Origin of the sequence: Amycolatopsis magusensis, assembly GCF_017875555.1 — a bacterium.
Classification (GTDB): Bacteria; Actinomycetota; Actinomycetes; order Mycobacteriales; family Pseudonocardiaceae; genus Amycolatopsis; species Amycolatopsis magusensis.
The window spans coordinates 2,644,349-2,661,655 of record NZ_JAGGMS010000001.1 but is presented as its reverse complement, the minus strand read 5'-3'; the positions used below and the strand labels follow the sequence as shown (position 1 = coordinate 2,661,655).

Annotated in this window: 22 protein-coding genes; 12 read left to right on the top strand and 10 right to left on the bottom strand. The window is 69.5% G+C overall.

The window, feature by feature from the left end:
• Position 1: 1 nt before the first annotated feature.
• Complete coding sequence (locus JOM49_RS12415) at positions 2-1,396, bottom strand: FAD-dependent monooxygenase (RefSeq protein ID WP_209664446.1); 1,395 nt, start codon at positions 1,394-1,396, stop codon at positions 2-4.
• A gap of 39 nt (positions 1,397-1,435) precedes the next feature.
• Between JOM49_RS12415 and JOM49_RS12410 the strand changes: the two genes are divergently transcribed.
• The gene (locus tag JOM49_RS12410) at positions 1,436-2,134 is read left to right on the top strand and encodes a TetR/AcrR family transcriptional regulator C-terminal domain-containing protein (protein WP_245369307.1); all 699 of its coding nucleotides are present in this window, start codon (positions 1,436-1,438) and stop codon (positions 2,132-2,134) included.
• On the opposite strand, the gene JOM49_RS12405 is transcribed toward JOM49_RS12410, so the two are convergent.
• Complete coding sequence (locus tag JOM49_RS12405) at positions 2,131-2,403, bottom strand: GlsB/YeaQ/YmgE family stress response membrane protein (RefSeq protein WP_209664445.1); 273 nt, start codon at positions 2,401-2,403, stop codon at positions 2,131-2,133. The genes JOM49_RS12410 and JOM49_RS12405 overlap by 4 nt on opposite strands.
• A 114-nt stretch (positions 2,404-2,517) precedes the next feature.
• On the opposite strand from JOM49_RS12405, the gene JOM49_RS12400 reads away from it, so the two are divergent.
• The 4 genes from JOM49_RS12400 to JOM49_RS12385 all read left to right on the top strand — a co-directional run bounded on the left by JOM49_RS12400 (position 2,518) and on the right by JOM49_RS12385 (position 4,828).
• Positions 2,518-2,715, top strand: coding sequence for a hypothetical protein (locus JOM49_RS12400; protein ID WP_209664444.1), 198 nt, complete (start codon positions 2,518-2,520; stop codon positions 2,713-2,715).
• 23 nt (positions 2,716-2,738) lie between these two features.
• Positions 2,739-3,071 (top strand): ArsR/SmtB family transcription factor, encoded by a 333-nt coding sequence (locus tag JOM49_RS12395; protein WP_209664443.1) that lies wholly within the window; start codon positions 2,739-2,741, stop codon positions 3,069-3,071.
• A gap of 63 nt (positions 3,072-3,134) precedes the next feature.
• Positions 3,135-4,004 carry a TIGR03620 family F420-dependent LLM class oxidoreductase gene (locus tag JOM49_RS12390; RefSeq protein WP_209664442.1) on the top strand — a complete coding sequence of 290 codons (870 nt, stop codon included), beginning with the start codon at positions 3,135-3,137 and terminating at the stop codon, positions 4,002-4,004.
• A gap of 41 nt (positions 4,005-4,045) precedes the next feature.
• Positions 4,046-4,828 (top strand): YdcF family protein, encoded by a 783-nt coding sequence (locus JOM49_RS12385; RefSeq protein WP_245369306.1) that lies wholly within the window; start codon positions 4,046-4,048, stop codon positions 4,826-4,828.
• A gap of 50 nt (positions 4,829-4,878) precedes the next feature.
• Here JOM49_RS12385 and JOM49_RS12380 read toward each other — a convergent pair whose 3' ends face one another.
• Positions 4,879-5,310 carry a VOC family protein gene (locus JOM49_RS12380; protein ID WP_209664441.1) on the bottom strand — a complete coding sequence of 144 codons (432 nt, stop codon included), beginning with the start codon at positions 5,308-5,310 and terminating at the stop codon, positions 4,879-4,881.
• 22 nt (positions 5,311-5,332) lie between these two features.
• On the opposite strand from JOM49_RS12380, the gene JOM49_RS12375 reads away from it, so the two are divergent.
• Positions 5,333-5,986: a GntR family transcriptional regulator gene (locus tag JOM49_RS12375; RefSeq protein WP_209664440.1), complete on the top strand. Its 654-nt coding sequence runs from the start codon at positions 5,333-5,335 to the stop codon at positions 5,984-5,986.
• Here the strand turns inward: JOM49_RS12375 and JOM49_RS12370 are convergent.
• Both JOM49_RS12370 and JOM49_RS12365 read right to left on the bottom strand, forming a co-directional pair.
• A complete protein-coding gene (locus JOM49_RS12370) occupies positions 5,976-6,461 on the bottom strand; it encodes a hypothetical protein (protein ID WP_209664439.1) in 486 nt (161 codons plus the stop codon). The genes JOM49_RS12375 and JOM49_RS12370 overlap by 11 nt on opposite strands.
• Positions 6,458-8,782: a molybdopterin oxidoreductase family protein gene (locus tag JOM49_RS12365; RefSeq protein WP_209664438.1), complete on the bottom strand. Its 2,325-nt coding sequence runs from the start codon at positions 8,780-8,782 to the stop codon at positions 6,458-6,460. Before JOM49_RS12365 ends, JOM49_RS12370 begins: the two co-directional genes overlap by 4 nt.
• A gap of 80 nt (positions 8,783-8,862) precedes the next feature.
• Between JOM49_RS12365 and JOM49_RS12360 the strand changes: the two genes are divergently transcribed.
• The 4 genes from JOM49_RS12360 to JOM49_RS12345 all read left to right on the top strand — a co-directional run bounded on the left by JOM49_RS12360 (position 8,863) and on the right by JOM49_RS12345 (position 11,162).
• Positions 8,863-9,255 carry a hypothetical protein gene (locus JOM49_RS12360; RefSeq protein WP_209664437.1) on the top strand — a complete coding sequence of 131 codons (393 nt, stop codon included), beginning with the start codon at positions 8,863-8,865 and terminating at the stop codon, positions 9,253-9,255.
• The gene (locus JOM49_RS12355; protein ID WP_209664436.1) at positions 9,255-9,929 is read left to right on the top strand and encodes a DUF6766 family protein; all 675 of its coding nucleotides are present in this window, start codon (positions 9,255-9,257) and stop codon (positions 9,927-9,929) included. Before JOM49_RS12360 ends, JOM49_RS12355 begins: the two co-directional genes overlap by 1 nt.
• 64 nt (positions 9,930-9,993) lie before the next feature.
• Positions 9,994-10,485, top strand: a complete 492-nt coding sequence (locus tag JOM49_RS12350; RefSeq protein ID WP_209664435.1) for an ATP-binding protein — start codon at positions 9,994-9,996, stop codon at positions 10,483-10,485.
• Positions 10,486-10,796: 311 nt separating this feature from the next.
• On the top strand, positions 10,797-11,162 hold the full coding sequence (locus JOM49_RS12345) for an STAS domain-containing protein (RefSeq protein ID WP_209664434.1): 366 nt from the start codon (positions 10,797-10,799) through the stop codon (positions 11,160-11,162).
• A 411-nt stretch (positions 11,163-11,573) separates the two neighbouring features.
• On the opposite strand, the gene JOM49_RS12340 is transcribed toward JOM49_RS12345, so the two are convergent.
• The 3 genes from JOM49_RS12340 to JOM49_RS12330 all read right to left on the bottom strand — a co-directional run bounded on the left by JOM49_RS12340 (position 11,574) and on the right by JOM49_RS12330 (position 13,155).
• On the bottom strand, positions 11,574-12,401 hold the full coding sequence (locus tag JOM49_RS12340; protein WP_209664433.1) for a helix-turn-helix domain-containing protein: 828 nt from the start codon (positions 12,399-12,401) through the stop codon (positions 11,574-11,576).
• A 28-nt stretch (positions 12,402-12,429) separates the two neighbouring features.
• Positions 12,430-12,657, bottom strand: coding sequence for a DUF397 domain-containing protein (locus JOM49_RS12335; protein ID WP_209664432.1), 228 nt, complete (start codon positions 12,655-12,657; stop codon positions 12,430-12,432).
• Positions 12,658-12,828: 171 nt separating this feature from the next.
• Positions 12,829-13,155: a hypothetical protein gene (locus tag JOM49_RS12330; protein WP_209664431.1), complete on the bottom strand. Its 327-nt coding sequence runs from the start codon at positions 13,153-13,155 to the stop codon at positions 12,829-12,831.
• A 554-nt stretch (positions 13,156-13,709) separates the two neighbouring features.
• On the opposite strand from JOM49_RS12330, the gene JOM49_RS12325 reads away from it, so the two are divergent.
• Positions 13,710-14,231 (top strand): DinB family protein, encoded by a 522-nt coding sequence (locus JOM49_RS12325; protein WP_209664430.1) that lies wholly within the window; start codon positions 13,710-13,712, stop codon positions 14,229-14,231.
• A 42-nt stretch (positions 14,232-14,273) separates the two neighbouring features.
• Here JOM49_RS12325 and JOM49_RS12320 read toward each other — a convergent pair whose 3' ends face one another.
• Positions 14,274-15,242 (bottom strand): glycoside hydrolase family 25 protein, encoded by a 969-nt coding sequence (locus tag JOM49_RS12320; protein WP_209664429.1) that lies wholly within the window; start codon positions 15,240-15,242, stop codon positions 14,274-14,276.
• Between the two features lie 111 nt (positions 15,243-15,353).
• Positions 15,354-16,775, bottom strand: a complete 1,422-nt coding sequence (locus tag JOM49_RS12315; RefSeq protein WP_209664428.1) for a DHA2 family efflux MFS transporter permease subunit — start codon at positions 16,773-16,775, stop codon at positions 15,354-15,356.
• A 116-nt stretch (positions 16,776-16,891) separates the two neighbouring features.
• Here JOM49_RS12315 and JOM49_RS12310 point away from each other — a divergent pair, with 116 nt between their 5' ends.
• Positions 16,892-17,284 (top strand): winged helix-turn-helix transcriptional regulator, encoded by a 393-nt coding sequence (locus tag JOM49_RS12310; RefSeq protein WP_209664427.1) that lies wholly within the window; start codon positions 16,892-16,894, stop codon positions 17,282-17,284.
• Positions 17,285-17,307 lie beyond the last annotated feature (23 nt).

Here is a 17,307-nt window from a genome sequence, read left to right as displayed (position 1 = left end):
TTTACGACGACACCCCCGCGAGCAACCGGGCCCGCACCGCCTCGGCTCCCTGTGCCGAAGAACCACGCCAGGCGACCACATGGTCCGGGCGCAGCAGGAGCCGGTCGCCGTCGAATTCGGTGACCGTCCACTCCGGACCGGCGAGGTCGAGGGTCGAGCGGGTGCGCGCGTCGTCGAGCCAGCGGTGCGGGATGCGGGTGCCGACGCGCCCGGCCGGGGCGAAGTCGATGGTCGGTTCCGTGGAGCCGTCGGGCACCAGCGCGCCCGCCCGGTACTGGAATCCGCCCGCCGCCAGCACGTACGGGTGCGCCAGCGTCGGGTCCTCCTCACCGGTGAGGAAGGTGTCTGCCCGCCGGGTGGACTCGTCGGCGACGAACCAGCCCGCGGGCCGCCGCTCGGCGTCGTAGCTGTCGAGCAGTCCCGGCGCCGCCTCCCCGCGCAGCACGGCGGCGAGTTTCCAGCCGAGGTTGTGCACGTCGGCGATCCCGGTGTTGGCACCGCTGGCCGCGAACGGCGGCATGACGTGCGCGGCGTCGCCCACCAGGTGCACGCGCCCGGCCGAATACCGGTCGGCCACCAGCATTTCCGCCTGCCAGCCCAGCACGCTGAGGATCTCGAGGTCCGGCACCGGCACACCGAGCGCGGTGCGCAGGACGGCGGGCCAGTCCCGGTCGGTCTCCCCACCGGCCGCCATGAACACCCAGCGGCGCCGCCCGTCGACCGACGCGAGCGCGCCACCGGCGTCGGGGTGGGTGAGCCGGCACAGGTTGAACTCGCGCCCCCGCACCACATCGGCGAGATCCGCGTGGAAGTAGACGTTCACGCTGGGTTCGCCGACCGCGCCCCGACCTGAGCGCGTGATGCCCAGCGCTTCACGGATTCCGCTGCGTGCCCCGTCGGCCGCGATCAGGTACCGCGCGCGGATCTCCTCGCCGTGGAGCTTGGCGGTCACCCCGTCGGCGTCCTCGTCGAACCCGAGCATCTCGGTGTCGAACCGCACCCGCGCCCCGGCCTCGACGGCGGCCTTGCGCAGCACCGGTTCGAGCACGTCCTGGGCGATCAGGCAGGGCGGTTCCGGGCTCACCTCCACCTCCGGGCCGTCCCCGGACGGCTGCCACAGCGGCAACTGCTCGGCCTCGGCGAGCGTGCGCCCGGTGGCCATGTGGTCGTGCCCGGCGAGGTCCTTGGCGGCCTCGTGCACCAGTCCGGCGAGCCCCAGTTCGCGGAAGACCTCCATGCTGCGGACGTGGAAGCGACGTGCTTTCGGCTGCGGTGACGTGGTCGACCGGCGTTCGAGCAGGGTCACGTCGACGTCGTGGTGCCTCAACACCAGCGCGGCGGTCAGGCCGACGAGGCCACCACCGGCGATCAGTACGGGTGTACGTTGTCCACTCATGATGTACGTTGTACACCGACTGCTAGCCTGACGTCCACCATGAACGAGAAACTGGTGTGGTTCGACGAACCCGCGCCCCCGCGCACCACGGAACCCCTCAGCCGCGAGCGCATCGTGGCCGCCGCCGTCGACCTCGCGGACGCGCAGGCGAACGGCGAGATCACCATGCGCACGCTCGCGCGGGAACTGGGTGTGCGCAGCCCGATGGCGCTCTACCGCTACGTCGGCAGCAAGGACGGACTGGCCGATCTGATGGCCGATCACGCGTACGGCCTGATCACCGTGACCGGCGGCGAAGGCTGGCGGCCCGCGCTGCGCGCGCTCGGTCTCTCCGGCTGGGAAGTGGTGCAGGCGCACCCGTGGTTCGCGCGGCTCGCGTTCAGCCGCCCGCCGCTGGGCCCGAACGCGATGGCGCTCTACGACGCCGCGCTGGCCGAACTGGACGCGCTCGACCTCCCCGCGGCCACCAGGATGGGGTTCATCAGCACCGTGCTCGGGCACGTGCTGGGTTCCGGGCTGGCGCTACTGGAGGAACGCACGATGCGGGCGGGCATCGGCGGCGCCACCGACGAGGACCTGGCCGAGGCGGCGCAGCCGTACCTCGACCGGGTCGCCGCCGAGGGCCGGTTCCCGCACTTCCTCAAGTGGTTCAACGATCCCGAGCACGAAGCCACGCCACCGCAGACCTTCGAGAAGATCCTCGACTGGCTGCTGGACGGGCTCGCGACGGAGGTCTAACGGCGGGAGCGGCGTTTGCGGCCGGTCACCTTGTTGAAGATGACGAGCACGATGATCGCGCCGACGACCGACCCGATCCAGCCCGCCGGCTCGAAGCCGCGGAAGCCCCCGGTGAACAAGCCGTACAGGAAACCGCCGACCACGGAGCCGACGACACCCAGCAGGATCGTCGGCAGGCAGCCGATGTCGTCCTTGCCCGGCACCAGTGCCCGCGCGATGAAACCGGCGATCAGGCCGAACACCAACCAGCCGAGAATGGTCCACAACACGGCATTCACCTCACGCTCGGACGGGTGCTGACAGTGATCACGCTACCCGTTCGGGGGACCCGGTGCCGCCGGTAAGGGTTGACACGCACCACACCCCTGACCGACGTTGGACTGGTGGAGCACACGTGGGAAACGGTGACCCGCCACCACCGGGTCCGGCACCAGGCCTGCCGCTGCGGTGCCTGGCGCGTGCTGCACGGCTGGCGGGAGCGTTGGCGCTCAACGGAAGCCGCGTGTTCCTCGCCGCCGGTGTTCCCCCGCGGGTGGCCGCACCACAAGGCCCACGGCGAAGCCGGCTTCTTCGGCGGCTGACCGGTTCTATACTCGGGCCGGTCATGGCCGCACACCCCGATCTCCCCGCCGAGCAGCTCCTCGACGTGTTCAAGGCGCTCGCCAACCCGGTGCGCCTGCAGGTGCTGCAGTGGCTGCGGGAACCGGAGCGGCACTTCCCGGTCGAGCCGGGCAGCGCCGATCCGCACGAGGTCGGCGTGTGCGTGAGCCACATCCAGGCGAAGGCCGGGCTGGCGCAGTCGACGATCTCCGCGTACATGGCTTCACTGCACCGCGCCGGCCTCGTGCAGTCGACCCGCGTCGGCAAGTGGACGCACTACCGGCGCGACGAGGACCGCATCGCCCAGCTCGTCGACTCGCTCGGCCGTTCGCTCTAGCCCGGCACGTCCAGGCCGCAGCCTCTTGACCTCTCATATCGACTTTCTGCGATACTTCGATCCATGAGCGAACTGGCGCTGGGGCGCTTCGGCGTGTGGACCTTCGACTTCGAGCACCTGGCGGCGAGCCGGATGCGGGAGTCCATCCAGGAACTCGAAGAACTCGGCTGGCCCGCCTTCTGGGTGCCGGAGCTCTTCGGGCGCGAAGCACTGACGCACGCCGGATTCCTGTTGTCCTGCACCGAACGCATCACCGTGGTCAACGGCATCGCGCAGATCCGGCCGCGCGAACCGCGGTGGACGCACAGCGGCGCGAACCTGCTGGCCGACGCCTACCCCGGGCGGCACGTGCTGGGCCTGGGCTTCGGTGGCGCGCGTCCGGGAACCAAGCCACTGCGGGCGATGCGCGCCTACCTGGACGACCTCGACGCAGCGGCGACCGTCAACCCCGAGCCGGAAGTGCCGATCCGGCGGATCCTCGCGGCATACGGGCCGAAGATGCTCGAACTCGCCAGGGACCGGGCCGCGGGCGCGCACACCTACCACGTGACGGTGGAGCACACGGCCCAGGCGCGGGAGGTGCTCGGCGACGCCTTCCTCGGCGTCGAACACGCAGTGCTGTTCGAGACCGACCCCGGCAAGGCGCGAGAGATCGCGCGCGAACATCTGCACCCCTACCTGACGCAGGAGTACAACGTCGCCAAGTTCCGGCGCCTGGGCTACACCGACGCCGACCTGGACCACGGCCGCGGCAGCGACCGCCTCGTCGACGACCTCGTCTTCTGGGGCGACCTGGACACGATCAGCGCGAAACTGCAGCACCACCTCGACGCCGGCGCGGACCACGTCGGCATCCAGGTCATCGGCACCCAGCCGGGCGAATCCGCCATGCCCCGATGGCGTCTCCTCGCCGACGCCCTCCTGTCTCGCTGAAACACCGACCCGCTCGGCCGGGTTCTGCCACTATCGGGTCGATGAAACGAATGGTGCTGGTGGGCTTCGCCGCGTTGATCGGGTGGGGCGAGGTCGTGCACTGGCGTGCGGCCCGCGCGCTGGTGCACCCGCCGAAGCCCGCGCGTTCCGAGGCGGTGGTCGTGCTCGGCTACCGCAATCGACGGGGTGATCGGGCCAACGCGCTGAACCGGTGGCGGGTGCGTGCGGCACTACGGTCGATCGACCCCGCACTCGACTCCGTCTTGATCTGCTCGGGAGCAGGCGGCGGGCCGGTCTCCGAGGCCGAATTGATGGCGCGGTACGCGGTCGCCGAATGCGGGTACACCGGCGAGGTCCGGCTCGAAGACCAGTCGCACAGCACGTGGCAGAACATCCACCACCTCGCCCGCCTGATCGACGGCGTGGACCAGGTCAAGATCGTGTCGCACCCGCTGCACGCCCAGAAAGCCCGGCTCTACCTGCACCACCAGCGCCCCGACCTGGCCGCGCGGCTCGTGCGCGGCGCCGACTACCGCCCTGGCGAGGCGTTCCTGCTCAAACCGCTGCTCGCCGCGCACGGCCTGCGTCAGCTCGCGCGCGGCAAGCGGCACCTGGCCCGGATTGAGAATCGCGATCCCGGGTACCTCGACGCCATGACTGGTCCCGAACAGCAGGACGAGGCGTTCGACGAGCGCAACGCCATCGAGGAGCGAGCGGCCACCCGGTCGGTCCTGCTGCCCGAGGAACAGGCCGCGGGCAGCGAGGACGCTGAAGCTCAGGCGAAGGAAGTCTTACGGGACTCCGAACACCGGGTGGAGGACTGACCTTCATCTAGTGGTTGTCCACAGGGATATCCACAACATGTGGACAGACCTCAGACGGCGAACACCTGGCTGTCGTCGGCGAACGCCTTGAACTCGAGCGCGTTGCCCGCCGGGTCCAGCAGGAACATGGTCCACTGCTCGCCCGGCTCGCCCTTGAACCGCACATACGGCTCGATCACGAACTCGGTGCCCGCCGCGCGCAGGCGGTCGGCCAGCTTGCCGAACTCCTCGACGGTCAGCACCAGGCCGAAGTGCGGCACCGGCACGTCGTGCCCGTCGACCGGGTTGTGGATGCGCCGGGTGCCCTCGCCCGCGAGGTGCGTGACGAACTGGTGGCCGTGCAGGTTCCAGTCGACCCAGGTGTCCGAGCTGCGACCCTGCTCCAGGCCGAGCACCTCGCCGTAGAACCGGCGCGCGGCAGCCAGGTCGTCGACCGGCATCGCCAGGTGGAAGCGCGGGATGGGGGAATCGAAAATCGTCATGTCTCAATGTTAACATTCAGACATGACTATCCCGCCCACCGTGGCTCCCGCGCGCCGGCGCGGTCTCGCCGACGAGGTCGCTGACCGCATCCGCGAGGCGATCTTCAACGGCAGCTACGCCCCCGGCTCGCAGCTGCGCGAGGTCGAGCTGTCCGGCGCGCTGGACGTCAGCCGCGGGCCCGTGCGCGAGGCCCTGCTCCGGCTCGAACGCGAGGGGTTGGTTCGCAGCGAGTGGCATCGCGGGGCGACAGTCACCGACCTCACGCCCGAAGACGTCGCCGAGCTCGACAGCCTGCGCGGAGCGCTGGAAACCCTCGCCGTCCGGCTCGTCGTCGAACACGCCACCGACGCCGACCTGGACCAGATCGACCAGGCGGTGGTGCGCATGGAACGCGCGGCCGACGCGCACGAGATGGTCCGCGGCGACCTGGCCTTCCACGACGCCGTCTACGCGGCAGCCCACCACCGGCGCCTCGGCGAGGCCTGGGCGGCCATCCGCAACCAGGTCCACCTGTTCCTGCTCACCCGGATCAACCGCAGCACCCAGGACTACCTCAGCCACATCCCGGCCGAGCACCGGGCACTGGCCGAATCGTTGCGCGCCAAGGACACCGAAGCCGCACTGGCCGCGTTCGCCGAACACCGCCACCACGCGTTCGACATCCTCAGCCGCTGACCAGCACCTGCGGCGAAAGCGTCTTCAACATCGAGTTGGACCACTTGAGCTGCCGCAACGTCTGCGGGTGGCACCGCTGCGCCAGCTCGAGCAACTCGTGGTCCTTGATCGCCTGCGCGCCCTGCGCCAGCAGTTCCCAGTCGAGCGAGACACCGGCCGTCCGCCGATGCAGGCGGCGCAGATCGGCGAGCAGCAGCAGCCCGGTTTCCGCACGCCGGCCGGTCAGTTCGCTGACCTTCCGGCGCACGGGCGCCAGCAGCCCGGACGACTCCGGTGCCGTGCCACGCAAGGAAAGTCCGTAACGTTCGCCCGCTTCCGCGAGGTCTCGCACGTGCGCTCGCGACCACCCCGCCAGATCGCGGGCGACGTGGTGCACCTCGTGCTCGACCCGGTGGCGGTCGGAGACCTCGTAGAGGAACGCGGCGAGCGAAGTTTCCGAGCGGTGCAGTTCGCGCAGGGCCAGACCCAGTCTCATCGGTCCTCCTCGACCCGCGCGATGGCCGCCGCGGCGGTTTTGAAGATCGGCTGCTTCGACGCGGGATCCCAGTCGGTCGGCGTGAGCTCGTTCGCGGCTCGTTCCGAGGTGGCTTCGGTGTCCCAGTAGCCGTAGTGGAACGGCAGGAACAACACGCCGTCACGGATCTCCCGGAGGCGCACTTTCGCTTGCACAGCACCCCGTGCGGTGGTGATCCGCGCGAGGTCGCCGTCTTCGAGGTCGCACTCCTTGGCGTCCCGTTCGGACATCTCCACCCACACCTCGGGTTCCGCACGCTGCAACTCCGGCGCGCGGGCGGTTTTGGTGCGGGTGTGGAAGTGGTAGAGCGTGCGGCCGGTGATCAGGGCGAACGGGCGCTCCTCGTCGGGCATTTCGTGCGGGCTGAGGTATTCGGCCGGGCGGATCATCGCTTTCCCATCCGGATTCATCGAACGGTATTCGTCCGGTTCCGTCGGCGCGCCGGTGATCAGGTCACGGCCGTAGCTTTCACAGTAGTCGGGATCGGCGAAGAACTTGCCGTCGACATAGAGCCGTTCGGTGCCGTCGGGTTGTTCCGCGGTGCACGGCCATTGGATACCGTTCTTGGCCCGCAGTTTGTCATACGTCAGTCCACTGTAGTCACACGGACGGCCCGCGCTCGCCTTCTTCCACGCCTCGAAGGCCGATTCCGCGTCATGCCAGGCCGGGAACGGCTCGCCGTCACGGTCCCGGAAGTCCATGCGACGGGCGTAATCGAGGAAGATGTCGAGGTCCGACTTCGCCGCACCAGGTGGCTCGACGGCTTTCTCCGACAGGTGGACCGTGCGGTCGACATTGGTGAAGGTCCCGATTTTCTCACCCCAGATCGCCGCCGGGAACACCACGTCGGCGAATTCCGTGGTCTCCGTGCGGAATGCGTCCTGGACGACGAGAAACAAGCGGTCCTGCTCGAGGATCGATCGCACACGCGCGAGTTCGGGCAACGAGACGGCCGGATTCGTGGCACTCACCCAGAGGAAGCGGATGGTGCCGTTCTCCGCGTATCGCAACATCTGCATCAGGTGCGTCGGCGGCGCGTAGTGCGGGATCTGCATCGGATCCAGGTTCCACAGCCGCGCGAGTTCGGCCACGTGGTCGTCGTTGGCCCAGTTCCGGAATCCGGTCAGATCCCCGTCGGCACCGCATTCGCGGGTGTTCTCCGCGGTCGGCTGCCCGTTCATCTGCAACACCCCGGCGCCGGGCTTGCCGAGCATGCCGCGGACCAGGTTCAGGTTGTTCACCTGCACGGCCGCCGCGGTCGCCTGGTGTGATTGGTAGAAGCCTTGCAGCACAGTGGAAAGCAGGCGTTCGGCGCCACCGAGCAGACGAGCCGCCTCCCGGATCTGTTCCGGCGGCACCCCGCAGATGTCCGCGACGCGCTCCGGGGTGGCATCGGCGACCTGCTGCACGAGGTCGTCGTAGCCGACGGTGTGCTTTTCCACGTAGGCGTGATCGACCTGGTCGTTGCGGATGATCTCGTGCAGCAGACCGTTCATCAGCGCGACATTGGTGCCGGGCAACGGCGCCAGGTGCACGGTGGCCGCCCGCGCGACGGCCGTGGTGCGCGGGTCCACGCACACCAGCGCGGGCGGCTTCGGCCCTGCCAGCCGGTCCAGCATCCGTGTCCACAGCACGCTTTGCGTCTCCGCGACGTTGTGGCCGAACAACGCGATCACGTCGGCGTGGTCGACGTCGGTGTAGGACGCGGGCTGGCCGTCGCAACCGAAGGACGTCTTCAGCGCGGCAGCGGCCGTCGCGGTGCACAGGCGGGTGTTGCCGTCCACGTGGTTCGTGCCCAGCGCGCCGTGCGCGATGGCCGCGAGCGTGTAGTACTCCTCGGCGAACAACTGGCCGCTGGTGTAGAAACCGAGCGCGCTCGGCCCCTGCTCGTCGAGCAGTTCACGGCTGCGCGTCACGACGCGCCGCATGGCCTCGTCCCAGGTCGCCTCGACCAGCCGACCGCCTTCGCACACCAGCGGGGTCGTCAGCCGATCGGGCGATGCTCCGGCCTGCCAGCCGTAGAGGTCCTTCGGGTCGAGCCTGCCGTGGTTGACCCGGTCGTCCGCCTGGCCGCGCACCCCGACGATCCGCCCGTCCTTGACGGCGATCTCCAGCCCGTCACCATTGGAATGCAGTACCGCGGCCGAGGGCACCCAGCGGTCGACGTCCTCGGCGCGCACCCCGTCGGCCAGGTGGCTGTCGACGCGCACCGGCCAGCTGTCGCCCGGTCCGTACGGCGTCCGAGCACCCCACGGATCAGTGATCGCGTCCCGTTCCGCCATGCCGCGCGCATACCCGTGGTGATCGGGGGGCAAACGCGTCAGCGGGCGGTGGGTCGCCCGTGCGAGTACGTTCTGCTCCCATGGACTCGCGAGTCGCCAAGGCACTGGGCGCGGGGGCCGCCGTGGCAGCCCTGCTCGGCGGCTGCGACTCCGCGGCCGATTCCGTCGTCCGCGACACCGCGCAACGATTCCTCACCGCCGATCCGGCCACGGCGTGCACCATGCTCGCGGTCCGGGCCATGGAGGACCTGACCCGCCACGGCCGGGAGGCCTGCCCCGACGCGCTCACCGAAGCGCGGGCGCCGGGCGGCACGGTGAGCGAGGTCGCCATCTGGGGCGCCGACGCGCAGGCCAAGGCCGGTGCGGAAACCCTGTTCCTGCACGAATACGAGGACGGCTGGCGCATCACCGCCGGCGGTTGCCAGTCGCGTGGGCCGGACGTGCCCTACGCCTGTCTCGTGGGCGGCCCGTGATGCGGAAGTTCCTGCGGGACAACGGCCTGAGCCTTGGCTTCGGCCTGCTCTTCCTGCTGGCACTGGCCGGGCAGGCCCTCGCCGGCCACACCGACTTCAACGACCGCCAACTCCAGGACGGTGGTTCGCCGGTCGGCTTCGGCGACTACCTGACGTCGTCGGACTTCCTGGTGGACGTGGCCGAGAACTGGCAGTCCGAGTACCTGCAGTTCCTGCTCTACGTGGTCGCGACCGTCTACTTGATCCAGCGCGGTTCGCCGGAGTCGAAGCCGTCGTCGCGGATCGGCCGGGAGAGCGACCGCGATCAGCTCGTCGGCGCGCACGCCCGGGCCCGCTCGCCGAAGTGGGCCAAGACGGGCGGCTGGCGCACGGCGGTGTTCTCGCGCTCGCTGGGCCTGGTCATGGGCCTGCTGTTCCTGGCGACCTGGGGCATCCAGTCGGTGGCCGGCCTGGCCGCATACAACTCCGACCAGCTGCTGTCCTTCGGCGATCCGGTCGACTGGCTGGGTTACGTCGGCTCGGCCGAGTTCTGGAACCGCTCGCTGCAGAACTGGCAGTCGGAGTTCCTCGCGCTCGGCTCGATGGCCGTGCTGTCGGTGTACCTGCGCCAGCGCGGCTCGCCGGAGTCCAAACCGGTCGGTGCCCCGCACACGGCCACCGACGAAACGGGCTGAGCCAGGTTTCGGGTGCCCCCATCCGGGGTAATCGCGCGGTGCGATGAACAGGGGGTCCCCACCAATGCGAAGAACGACGGACGTCGCCGGTCACCTGGCGACCCTGGGACTCCTCACTGCCGAAGTCGATCTGCTGCCGCCCCTGCTCCCCACCACGGGCCCGTCGGTTCAGGCATTCCGCCACCGCGAAGACGCCACCCCGATGAACGCCTCCCAGCTGCGTGGGTTGCTGAACCGCTGGCTGCGCGGCCTCGGCCTGACCGGTGACCTGCTCGAAGACGTCGTGCTCGCCGCGTACGAAGCGATGGCCAACGTCGTCGACCACGCCTACGCGGGCGATCCAGGTCCGCTCGACCTGCACGCGCACGCCCACGCGGGCACCTGCACGATCACCATCGCCGACCAGGGCCGATGGCGCACGGCGCCGCCCACGTCCGGCTCGTTCCGCGGTCGCGGGCTCGGCATGATGCACGAGCTGTCGAACGAGGTGCTGATGCGCTCGAACGAGCGCGGCACCACGGTCCGCATGATCTGGCGCGACGCCTATCCGGCCTGATCCGGGCGCTTTGCCCGTGCCCACCGGGGTGGGTTACCCGTGGCCGCTTTCCCGTGGTCCGGCATGCGGTTGACCTCGCAGTCGTTGACGGGGGGTATGCGGTTCTGCCGTGCTCACCCCCGACCGTGGTCCGGCGACTCTGCCGTTCGATACGTTCGGTGATCATGATATGAGCGGTCGGTGACTGAAAGCTTTGCCTAATCGCGGCCTGCCTTCTACGGTGGGTCCACGGTTCAAACCACGTGCCGACCCCGGGAGGTCTCGCCTCGGTTGGGTGCTGCCTCCACCCCGTCACCACGGAAAGAGCCAGCATGGACGCCACGCCGCCGCTGTTGACCGTCGCCAGTCGCCTGCTCGGTGACACCGTCCGCCTGATCTCGGTGTGCGGTGAGGTCGATGTGACCACCGGGCCACAGCTGGACAGCGCGCTGGCCCAGGCCTGGGCACCGCCGTCGCCGTGCGCCCTGCTGGTGGACCTGGGGAACACCACGTTCTTCGGCAGCTCGGGCCTGCGCTGCCTGCTGACCGCGGACCACGAGGCACGTACGCACGGCGCCACCTTCGGCGTCTGCAACCCTTCCCGCCCGGCCCTGCGAGCCCTGAAAGCCGCCGCCCTCGACGGCGTCTTCCCCCTCTACACCACCACCTCCGCCGCCCTAGCCCACCACACCCCCTAACCCCGAACCCCACGCTCGCGCAGCCGAACCCCACACTCACGCACGCGAGTAGCACGTTCAGGCACCCGAACCCCACGTTCGCGCAGCCGAGTCTCACGTTCAGGCATCCGAGTCCCACACTCGCGCAGCCGAAACCCGCACTCGGGTGCCTGAAGTCCACGTTCAGGCAGCCGAACCTCACGTCCGGCGGGCGGCTACCGCGCCCGCGGATGCAGGACTGAGCTGCCCGAACGGGGAACTCGCCTGCCTGACGTGGGACTCGGATGCCGGAGCGAGGGGTTCGGCTGCCTGAACGTGGGTTTCGGCTACGCGAACGCAGGACTCGGGTGCGTGAGTGTGTGGTTCGGGTGCGTGAGTGTGGAACTCGGCCGGTTGAACCCGGGGCTGCTGTCGACCCGCCGCGCGACTGGCTCAGCGACTGACCAGCTGCTCCCGGAGAGCGATCAGGAACCGCGCCGAGTCCTCTCGCGACAGTGCGAGCTCGTCCAGCTGCGCCCACGAATTCCGGTACTGCTCCAGGTGTTTCTCCTGGTTCAGCAACTGCTTCCCACTCGGGTACTCGACGTAGACCAGCTCCTCCTCATCCGGCAGCCGCAGCATGGTGAAGTCCAGTTCCGGGTACAGCGTCGCGCTGTACCGCAGGATCCGGACGCCCACCTCCGGCATGTCCCCGCACTTGAGCAGGTGCTGCACCTCGTCCAGCACCATCGCCGGATCCGGCCAGCCGCGGAGCCGGTCGAGCGCGGACTCGCTGAGCAGGAACTCACGGCGACCGTCCCGGTCGAACACGCGCTGCCGATCCTTGCGCGCCTCCACCAGTTCGTCCACGTTCGGGCAGCCCGCGGCCTCGAACTGCGCCACCATGTACTGCTCCGACTGCAGCACCCCGGGAATGCGCTCCCCGGTCCAGGACCGGATGTCCGACGCGCGCTGCTCCAGTTCCGGGTAGTCGCCGAACCACGCAGGCCCGGCTCGACGGACGGGCCGGGCGCGGGCGCCGGTGTTGTGCTGCCGCATCCAGTCCGCGGTTTCCCCGTCCACGCCGAGGAAATCGATCAGCCGGTCGAGGTTCGCCGCGGAGATCGTCGTGCTGCCGTTCTCGATCTTGGTGACGGTCGACTGGCTGCACCCGAGCACACCCATCACCTGCACCTGGGTGACCCGCGCGGCCCGGCGGGCGGTCTTGATCCGCGCGCCGAGACGACGGCGCCGCATGCGCACCGATTCGGGCGGGCTCACGAGGACCTCCCCGAACCGTCGCAGGCGATCAGCCGAACTGCCCCGCGCGCACCGAGGCGACGAAGTCCTCCCACTCGCGGGCGTCGAACACCAGCACCGGTGAACCCGGCAGCTTTCCGTCGCGCAGGCCGATCGATTCGCGATCGGCCAGGTTCACTTCGACGCAGTTGGCGCCATTCGGACCGCAGGTGGCCGGGCGCTGCCAGTCTCCGGGCGCGAACCGGTCGCCGATCGAATAAGGGTCGTAGGCCTGCATGAGTCCCCCTCGCTGCTCGCCTGTGCGGAAGATCCATTCGAGTCCAGAATGTGTATCGAATATTCGATGCGCAAGCCCGTACCTCGGCTGTGGTGGCGGATTCCGGCATCATTCACTCCATCGGGGTTCGGCAAGCGGCGCCGAGCCGGAAGACCCGGCGCCGCACGGTTTTCACTCGGTGACCTCGGCCGGGCCGGGCGGTGGTGGTTCCCGGCGCCGCAGGCAGGCGAGCACGATCGCCGCCGCGAGCACCGAGCCGGAAATGCCCGCGCCCGCGGAAGCGCCGAAGAAGACCACGCCGACACCACCGAAGACCACGGCGGCCAGCAGGGCGACGCGCAGGGTGATGGCCCAGCCGCCGAGCACCTCCGCCGCCAGTTCGGGCCACGAACGCGGGGGCCGCCGGTGGCGGGACTGGCCACGCCTGGCCGCGCGGACAGGGGGCACCACGGGATCCTCGCCCGGCACCACCGGGCTCGCCGGATCTACAATCGTCAAGTTGCACTCCTCAAAAGATCGTTTCACCAGGTGTGTGACTCGGGCGTGGCTCCCGACCGACGGGAGCCACGCCCCTCCTGATCCCCAAGCCCTCGGTGCGGCGTCGAATATTCGACCACCGTAAGTTACGCTCGTAAGATCCGACGCATTTTTACACACATCCCTTATTGCGCGCAGCTACCGGGGCGGAATTCGCCAACAACCTCGGGAAAGATCATCCGGAATATTCGATCATGACTCGATCGAGTGATGAGTGCGCGCCAAGTGCGCAGCGTGCCCGGGTTCTCGACCACTAACGGGGAGCAACGGGCAGCAATTCGAAACAATGCGAAATCGAATATGCGCACAACAAAGAGCGCACCATTTTTCCGGCACGCGCCACCACTTGAAGTCCGTCGGCGCTAATACCCGGCCGCCGACGAGGCCAGGCACCCATCATGCCACAGATCAGCCGACATTGCACACGCAGATGCACGTGCATGAGCTAGTGCATTTGCGGGTCCGCCCGGAAAAACGACTTTCCGGGCAGGAGGGCGGCGTGCCACCATCCGCCGGTGCCTGCCTCACGTACCGAACTGCTCAGCTGGCAGTTCGAGCTGACCTGGTCCCTGCTCGAACTCCACCTCGACGAACTCGAGCCCGCCGACTTCGGCTGGGAACCCGCCCGGCACCACTGGACCATGCGGCCCGGCCCGGAGCAGACCTGGGTGCCGGACTGGTCGGACGGCGAACCGTCGCCGATCCCGGTGCCGACGCTCGGCTGGGTCACCTGGCACCTCGGCTGGTGGTGGTCGGTCACCCTCGACCACGTCAACGGGCGCACCCCGCGCGAGCGCGAGGAGATCAGCTGGCCCGGCCCCGGTCAGCCGACGATCGACTGGCTGCGCGGGCTCCGCGACGAGTGGACGGCCGCGCTCGCCCGCCTCACCGACGCCGACCTCGACGCGCCGGCACCGTTCCCGTGGCCGGACGACCCGGAGAAGACCGTCGCGCACATGATCGCGTGGGTCAACGCGGAGCTGATGAAGAACACCGCCGAACTCGGCCAGCTCCGCCTGCTGCGCGCGGCGGCCTGACAGCCAGGCCCGAAGCCCGGAAACCAGGCCCGAAAGCCGGGGCTACCGCGCCCGGAAAGCCGCGACCGCGGTGTGCTGCGGGGTGCCCGCCGGTGCGGGGTCCAGGCTGTAGAGGACCTCGACGGTCATCGCGCCCTGCGGCACCGGCTTCACGTACGGCCGCGCGGGATCCACGCGCTGCTCGCCGTAGGAGGCGAGTTCCGCGTGGCCGGTCTCCGGCGTGGGCCCGAAGAACTTGAGGTGGTGCACGGTGAACGAGACGAAACCGAGGCTGATCACCAGGTCCGCGGGGGTCGCGGGGCAGACCAGCGTTTTGCTCACGGTGATTCCCGGACCCAGCTCCATGTGGCTCTCCTCCTCGATGGTCGGGTCTGCTCCCGGCGGTGCTCCCCCGCCGAGCAGGGCGGCGAACTCCTGCCTGGTGCCGCGGAAGGCGTTGAGGTCCAGCGGCGCGTACCCGGCCACCCGGCCGGAGCTGGAGAACTGCAGCAGCGCCACGCCCAGCCCGCCGTAACCGTCCCAGTAGTGCCCCGGCACGTCGGCGTATTCGTCGGCGATCGAGCCCTGCGCGTTGTCGGGGTAGCGCGAGGACCACAGCGGCGGCAGCCCGGCCAGCGACGGCGAGCCCAGCTGCTGCCAGTACCAGCGCGGGAGGTACGTCAACGGAACGGGATAACCGGCCGACCGCAACAGGTTCACGATCTCCCTGGTCAGCCCGGCGCTGCCGCTGTTGCCCTCCACGTCGGGGATCACCGGCATGCCCGGTGGCACCACGCGGCGCACGTTGTCCACCTGCGCCGCGGCCGAAACCCCGGCGCGCTGGTAGTGGTAGGCCGCGACCAGCAGACCCGCGTTCTGGGCGCGCGAAACATTCTCGTGGAAGCGCTGGTCGACGAAACCCGAGCTCTCGGTCGCCTTGCAGATGACGAATTCCACGCCTTCCGCACGCGCTTGGTGCAGGTTGGGATTGCCACCCTGATGGTGGCTGATGTCGAGGCCGAACAGGACCATCGTCGTGCTCCCATGCGTTTCGCCGGCGAGCCGCCCATTATCATTGCCGCGGCACGGAAATCCCGTACCGCGGCAATGATCCTAGCGTGCCACCGCCGGTTCCGCGCGGCTTCACCGCGCCGCGTGCACCCGTTCGGCCGAGCGGCGGAAGAACACGGCGGCGGTCACCGCCGCGAGCGCGACGAAACCCGCGCTCAACCCGTACGACAACTGAAAACCCGCTGTCAGCGCGGTTTTCTCCGGTACCCCGGCGTCGAACAGCCCGGCGCTGTGCGTGGTCGCCGCTGTCGCCAGTACGGCGGTACCCATGGCGGCGCCGACCTGCTGCGTGGTGTTGATCAGTCCGGACGCGATCCCCGAATCACCCTCGGTAGCCCCGGACATCGCCTGTCCCATCAACGCCGGCATGGCCGTGCCGAATCCGGCACCCATCAGCACCAGCACCGGTAGTACGTCCACTGTGTACTGTCCGTGCTCGGGGACCCTGGCCAGCCAGGCCAAGGAAATCGCCACCAGCACCAGTCCGCCGACGAGCACGTGCCGGGCGCCGAACCGCTCGGCCAGCCGGGCGGCGAACCCGAGGGAGAACACCGCGATGGTCACCGGCGCGGGCAGGAAGGCCAGCCCGGTCCACAGCGCGTCCAGCTCCAGCACCCGCTGCAGGTACAGCGCGGTGATGAACTGGAAGCCGAACAGGCCGGCGACCATCAGCACCATCACCAGGTTCGCCCCGCTGACCGCCCGTGCGCGGAACAGCCGCAGCGGCAGCAACGGTTTGGCCGCTTTCGCCTGCCGCACCACGAAACCGGCCAGCAGCGCGAGGGAAAACGTCAGTAGGCCAAGGCTTCGCGCGCTGCTCCAGCTGTGCTCCTCGGCCTGGACAATGGTGTATACCAGCAGCATCAGCCCGCCGGTGACGAGTGCGGCACCGGCCAGGTCGGCACCCTCGCGCACACCGAGCCCCCGGTCGGCGGCCACCAGCCGCCAGGTGAGCGCGATCGCGGCCACGCCGATCGGCAGGTTGACGAGGAACGCCCAGTTCCAGCTGAGCCCCTGGGTGAGCACCCCGCCGGCGATCAGCCCGATCGACGCCCCGCCCGCCTGCACGAAGCTGTAGACCCCGATCGCCTTGGCCCGCTCACGCGGTTCCGGGAACAGCGTGACGATCATGCCGAGCACCACCGCCGACGCCATCGCGCCGCCCACGCCCTGGAGGAAGCGGAAGGCCACCAGCGCGGTCCGGTCGGCGGCGATCCCGCACAGCAGCGAGGCCACGGTGAACACCACCATGCCGAGCAGGAACACGCGGCGGCGGCCGGCCAGGTCGCCGAGCCGTCCGGCCAGCATCAGCGAACCGGCGAAGGCGATCAGGTAGGCGTTGACCACCCACGCCAGCCCCGCCTGGGAGAAGCCGAGGTCGCGCTGGATCCACGGCAGCGCGATGGTGACCACCGAGCCGTCGAGCACCACCATCAGCGTCGCCGCGCTGAGCACGCTCAGCGCGAGCCACCTCGAGCCACCGTTTCCGGGCATGATCCATCCCCTCAAGAATGCGAATTCACCGAGTTTCCCCTGGCCACCGCCAGGGCACTTCTTGTTACAGCGATCATCATGTGTGACCATGGGGCCCGGCGGAAGGAGGCACTTCCATGTCCCAGGGGAACACCGATGTGTCCGAGCACGTCAGCACCGGCGAGGCCTGCACGGTGCTCGAAGCCCTGCAGCGGGTGAGCGGCAAGTGGGCCATCGGCATCCTGCTGGAGGCGTCGAACGGGCCGGTCCGCTTCACCGAGCTGGAACGCAGGGTCAAGGGCATCAGCCGCCGCATGCTGACGCTGACCCTGCGCAACCTCGAACGCGACGGCCTGCTCGTCCGGACCGTCTACCCGACCGTGCCGCCCAAGGTCGAGTACACCTCCACCGAGATGGCGCTGGAGTTGTACGGGTCGTTGCGCGGGTTGACCCAGTGGGCCGAGCGCCACCGCGAGACCATCTCCGAGGCACGCGCGCGCTACGACGCCGAGGTGGGCGCCGCGGGCTAAGGTGGCGGCCAGCAGGAGGTGAT

Coding starts and splice junctions, on each gene's coding strand:
- JOM49_RS12365 (WP_209664438.1), bottom strand. CDS start 8,782: ATGGCGGAACGGGACGCGATCACTGATCCGTGGGGTGCTCGGACGCCG.
- JOM49_RS12375 (WP_209664440.1), top strand. CDS start 5,333: ATGACTATCCCGCCCACCGTGGCTCCCGCGCGCCGGCGCGGTCTCGCC.
- JOM49_RS12315 (WP_209664428.1), bottom strand. CDS start 16,775: ATGCCCGGAAACGGTGGCTCGAGGTGGCTCGCGCTGAGCGTGCTCAGC.
- JOM49_RS12395 (WP_209664443.1), top strand. CDS start 2,739: ATGGCCGCACACCCCGATCTCCCCGCCGAGCAGCTCCTCGACGTGTTC.
- JOM49_RS12345 (WP_209664434.1), top strand. CDS start 10,797: ATGGACGCCACGCCGCCGCTGTTGACCGTCGCCAGTCGCCTGCTCGGT.
- JOM49_RS12390 (WP_209664442.1), top strand. CDS start 3,135: ATGAGCGAACTGGCGCTGGGGCGCTTCGGCGTGTGGACCTTCGACTTC.
- JOM49_RS12370 (WP_209664439.1), bottom strand. CDS start 6,461: ATGAGACTGGGTCTGGCCCTGCGCGAACTGCACCGCTCGGAAACTTCG.
- JOM49_RS12415 (WP_209664446.1), bottom strand. CDS start 1,396: ATGAGTGGACAACGTACACCCGTACTGATCGCCGGTGGTGGCCTCGTC.
- JOM49_RS12380 (WP_209664441.1), bottom strand. CDS start 5,310: ATGACGATTTTCGATTCCCCCATCCCGCGCTTCCACCTGGCGATGCCG.
- JOM49_RS12350 (WP_209664435.1), top strand. CDS start 9,994: ATGCGAAGAACGACGGACGTCGCCGGTCACCTGGCGACCCTGGGACTC.
- JOM49_RS12310 (WP_209664427.1), top strand. CDS start 16,892: ATGTCCCAGGGGAACACCGATGTGTCCGAGCACGTCAGCACCGGCGAG.
- JOM49_RS12355 (WP_209664436.1), top strand. CDS start 9,255: ATGCGGAAGTTCCTGCGGGACAACGGCCTGAGCCTTGGCTTCGGCCTG.
- JOM49_RS12360 (WP_209664437.1), top strand. CDS start 8,863: ATGGACTCGCGAGTCGCCAAGGCACTGGGCGCGGGGGCCGCCGTGGCA.
- JOM49_RS12320 (WP_209664429.1), bottom strand. CDS start 15,242: ATGGTCCTGTTCGGCCTCGACATCAGCCACCATCAGGGTGGCAATCCC.
- JOM49_RS12385 (WP_245369306.1), top strand. CDS start 4,046: ATGAAACGAATGGTGCTGGTGGGCTTCGCCGCGTTGATCGGGTGGGGC.
- JOM49_RS12410 (WP_245369307.1), top strand. CDS start 1,436: ATGAACGAGAAACTGGTGTGGTTCGACGAACCCGCGCCCCCGCGCACC.
- JOM49_RS12335 (WP_209664432.1), bottom strand. CDS start 12,657: ATGCAGGCCTACGACCCTTATTCGATCGGCGACCGGTTCGCGCCCGGA.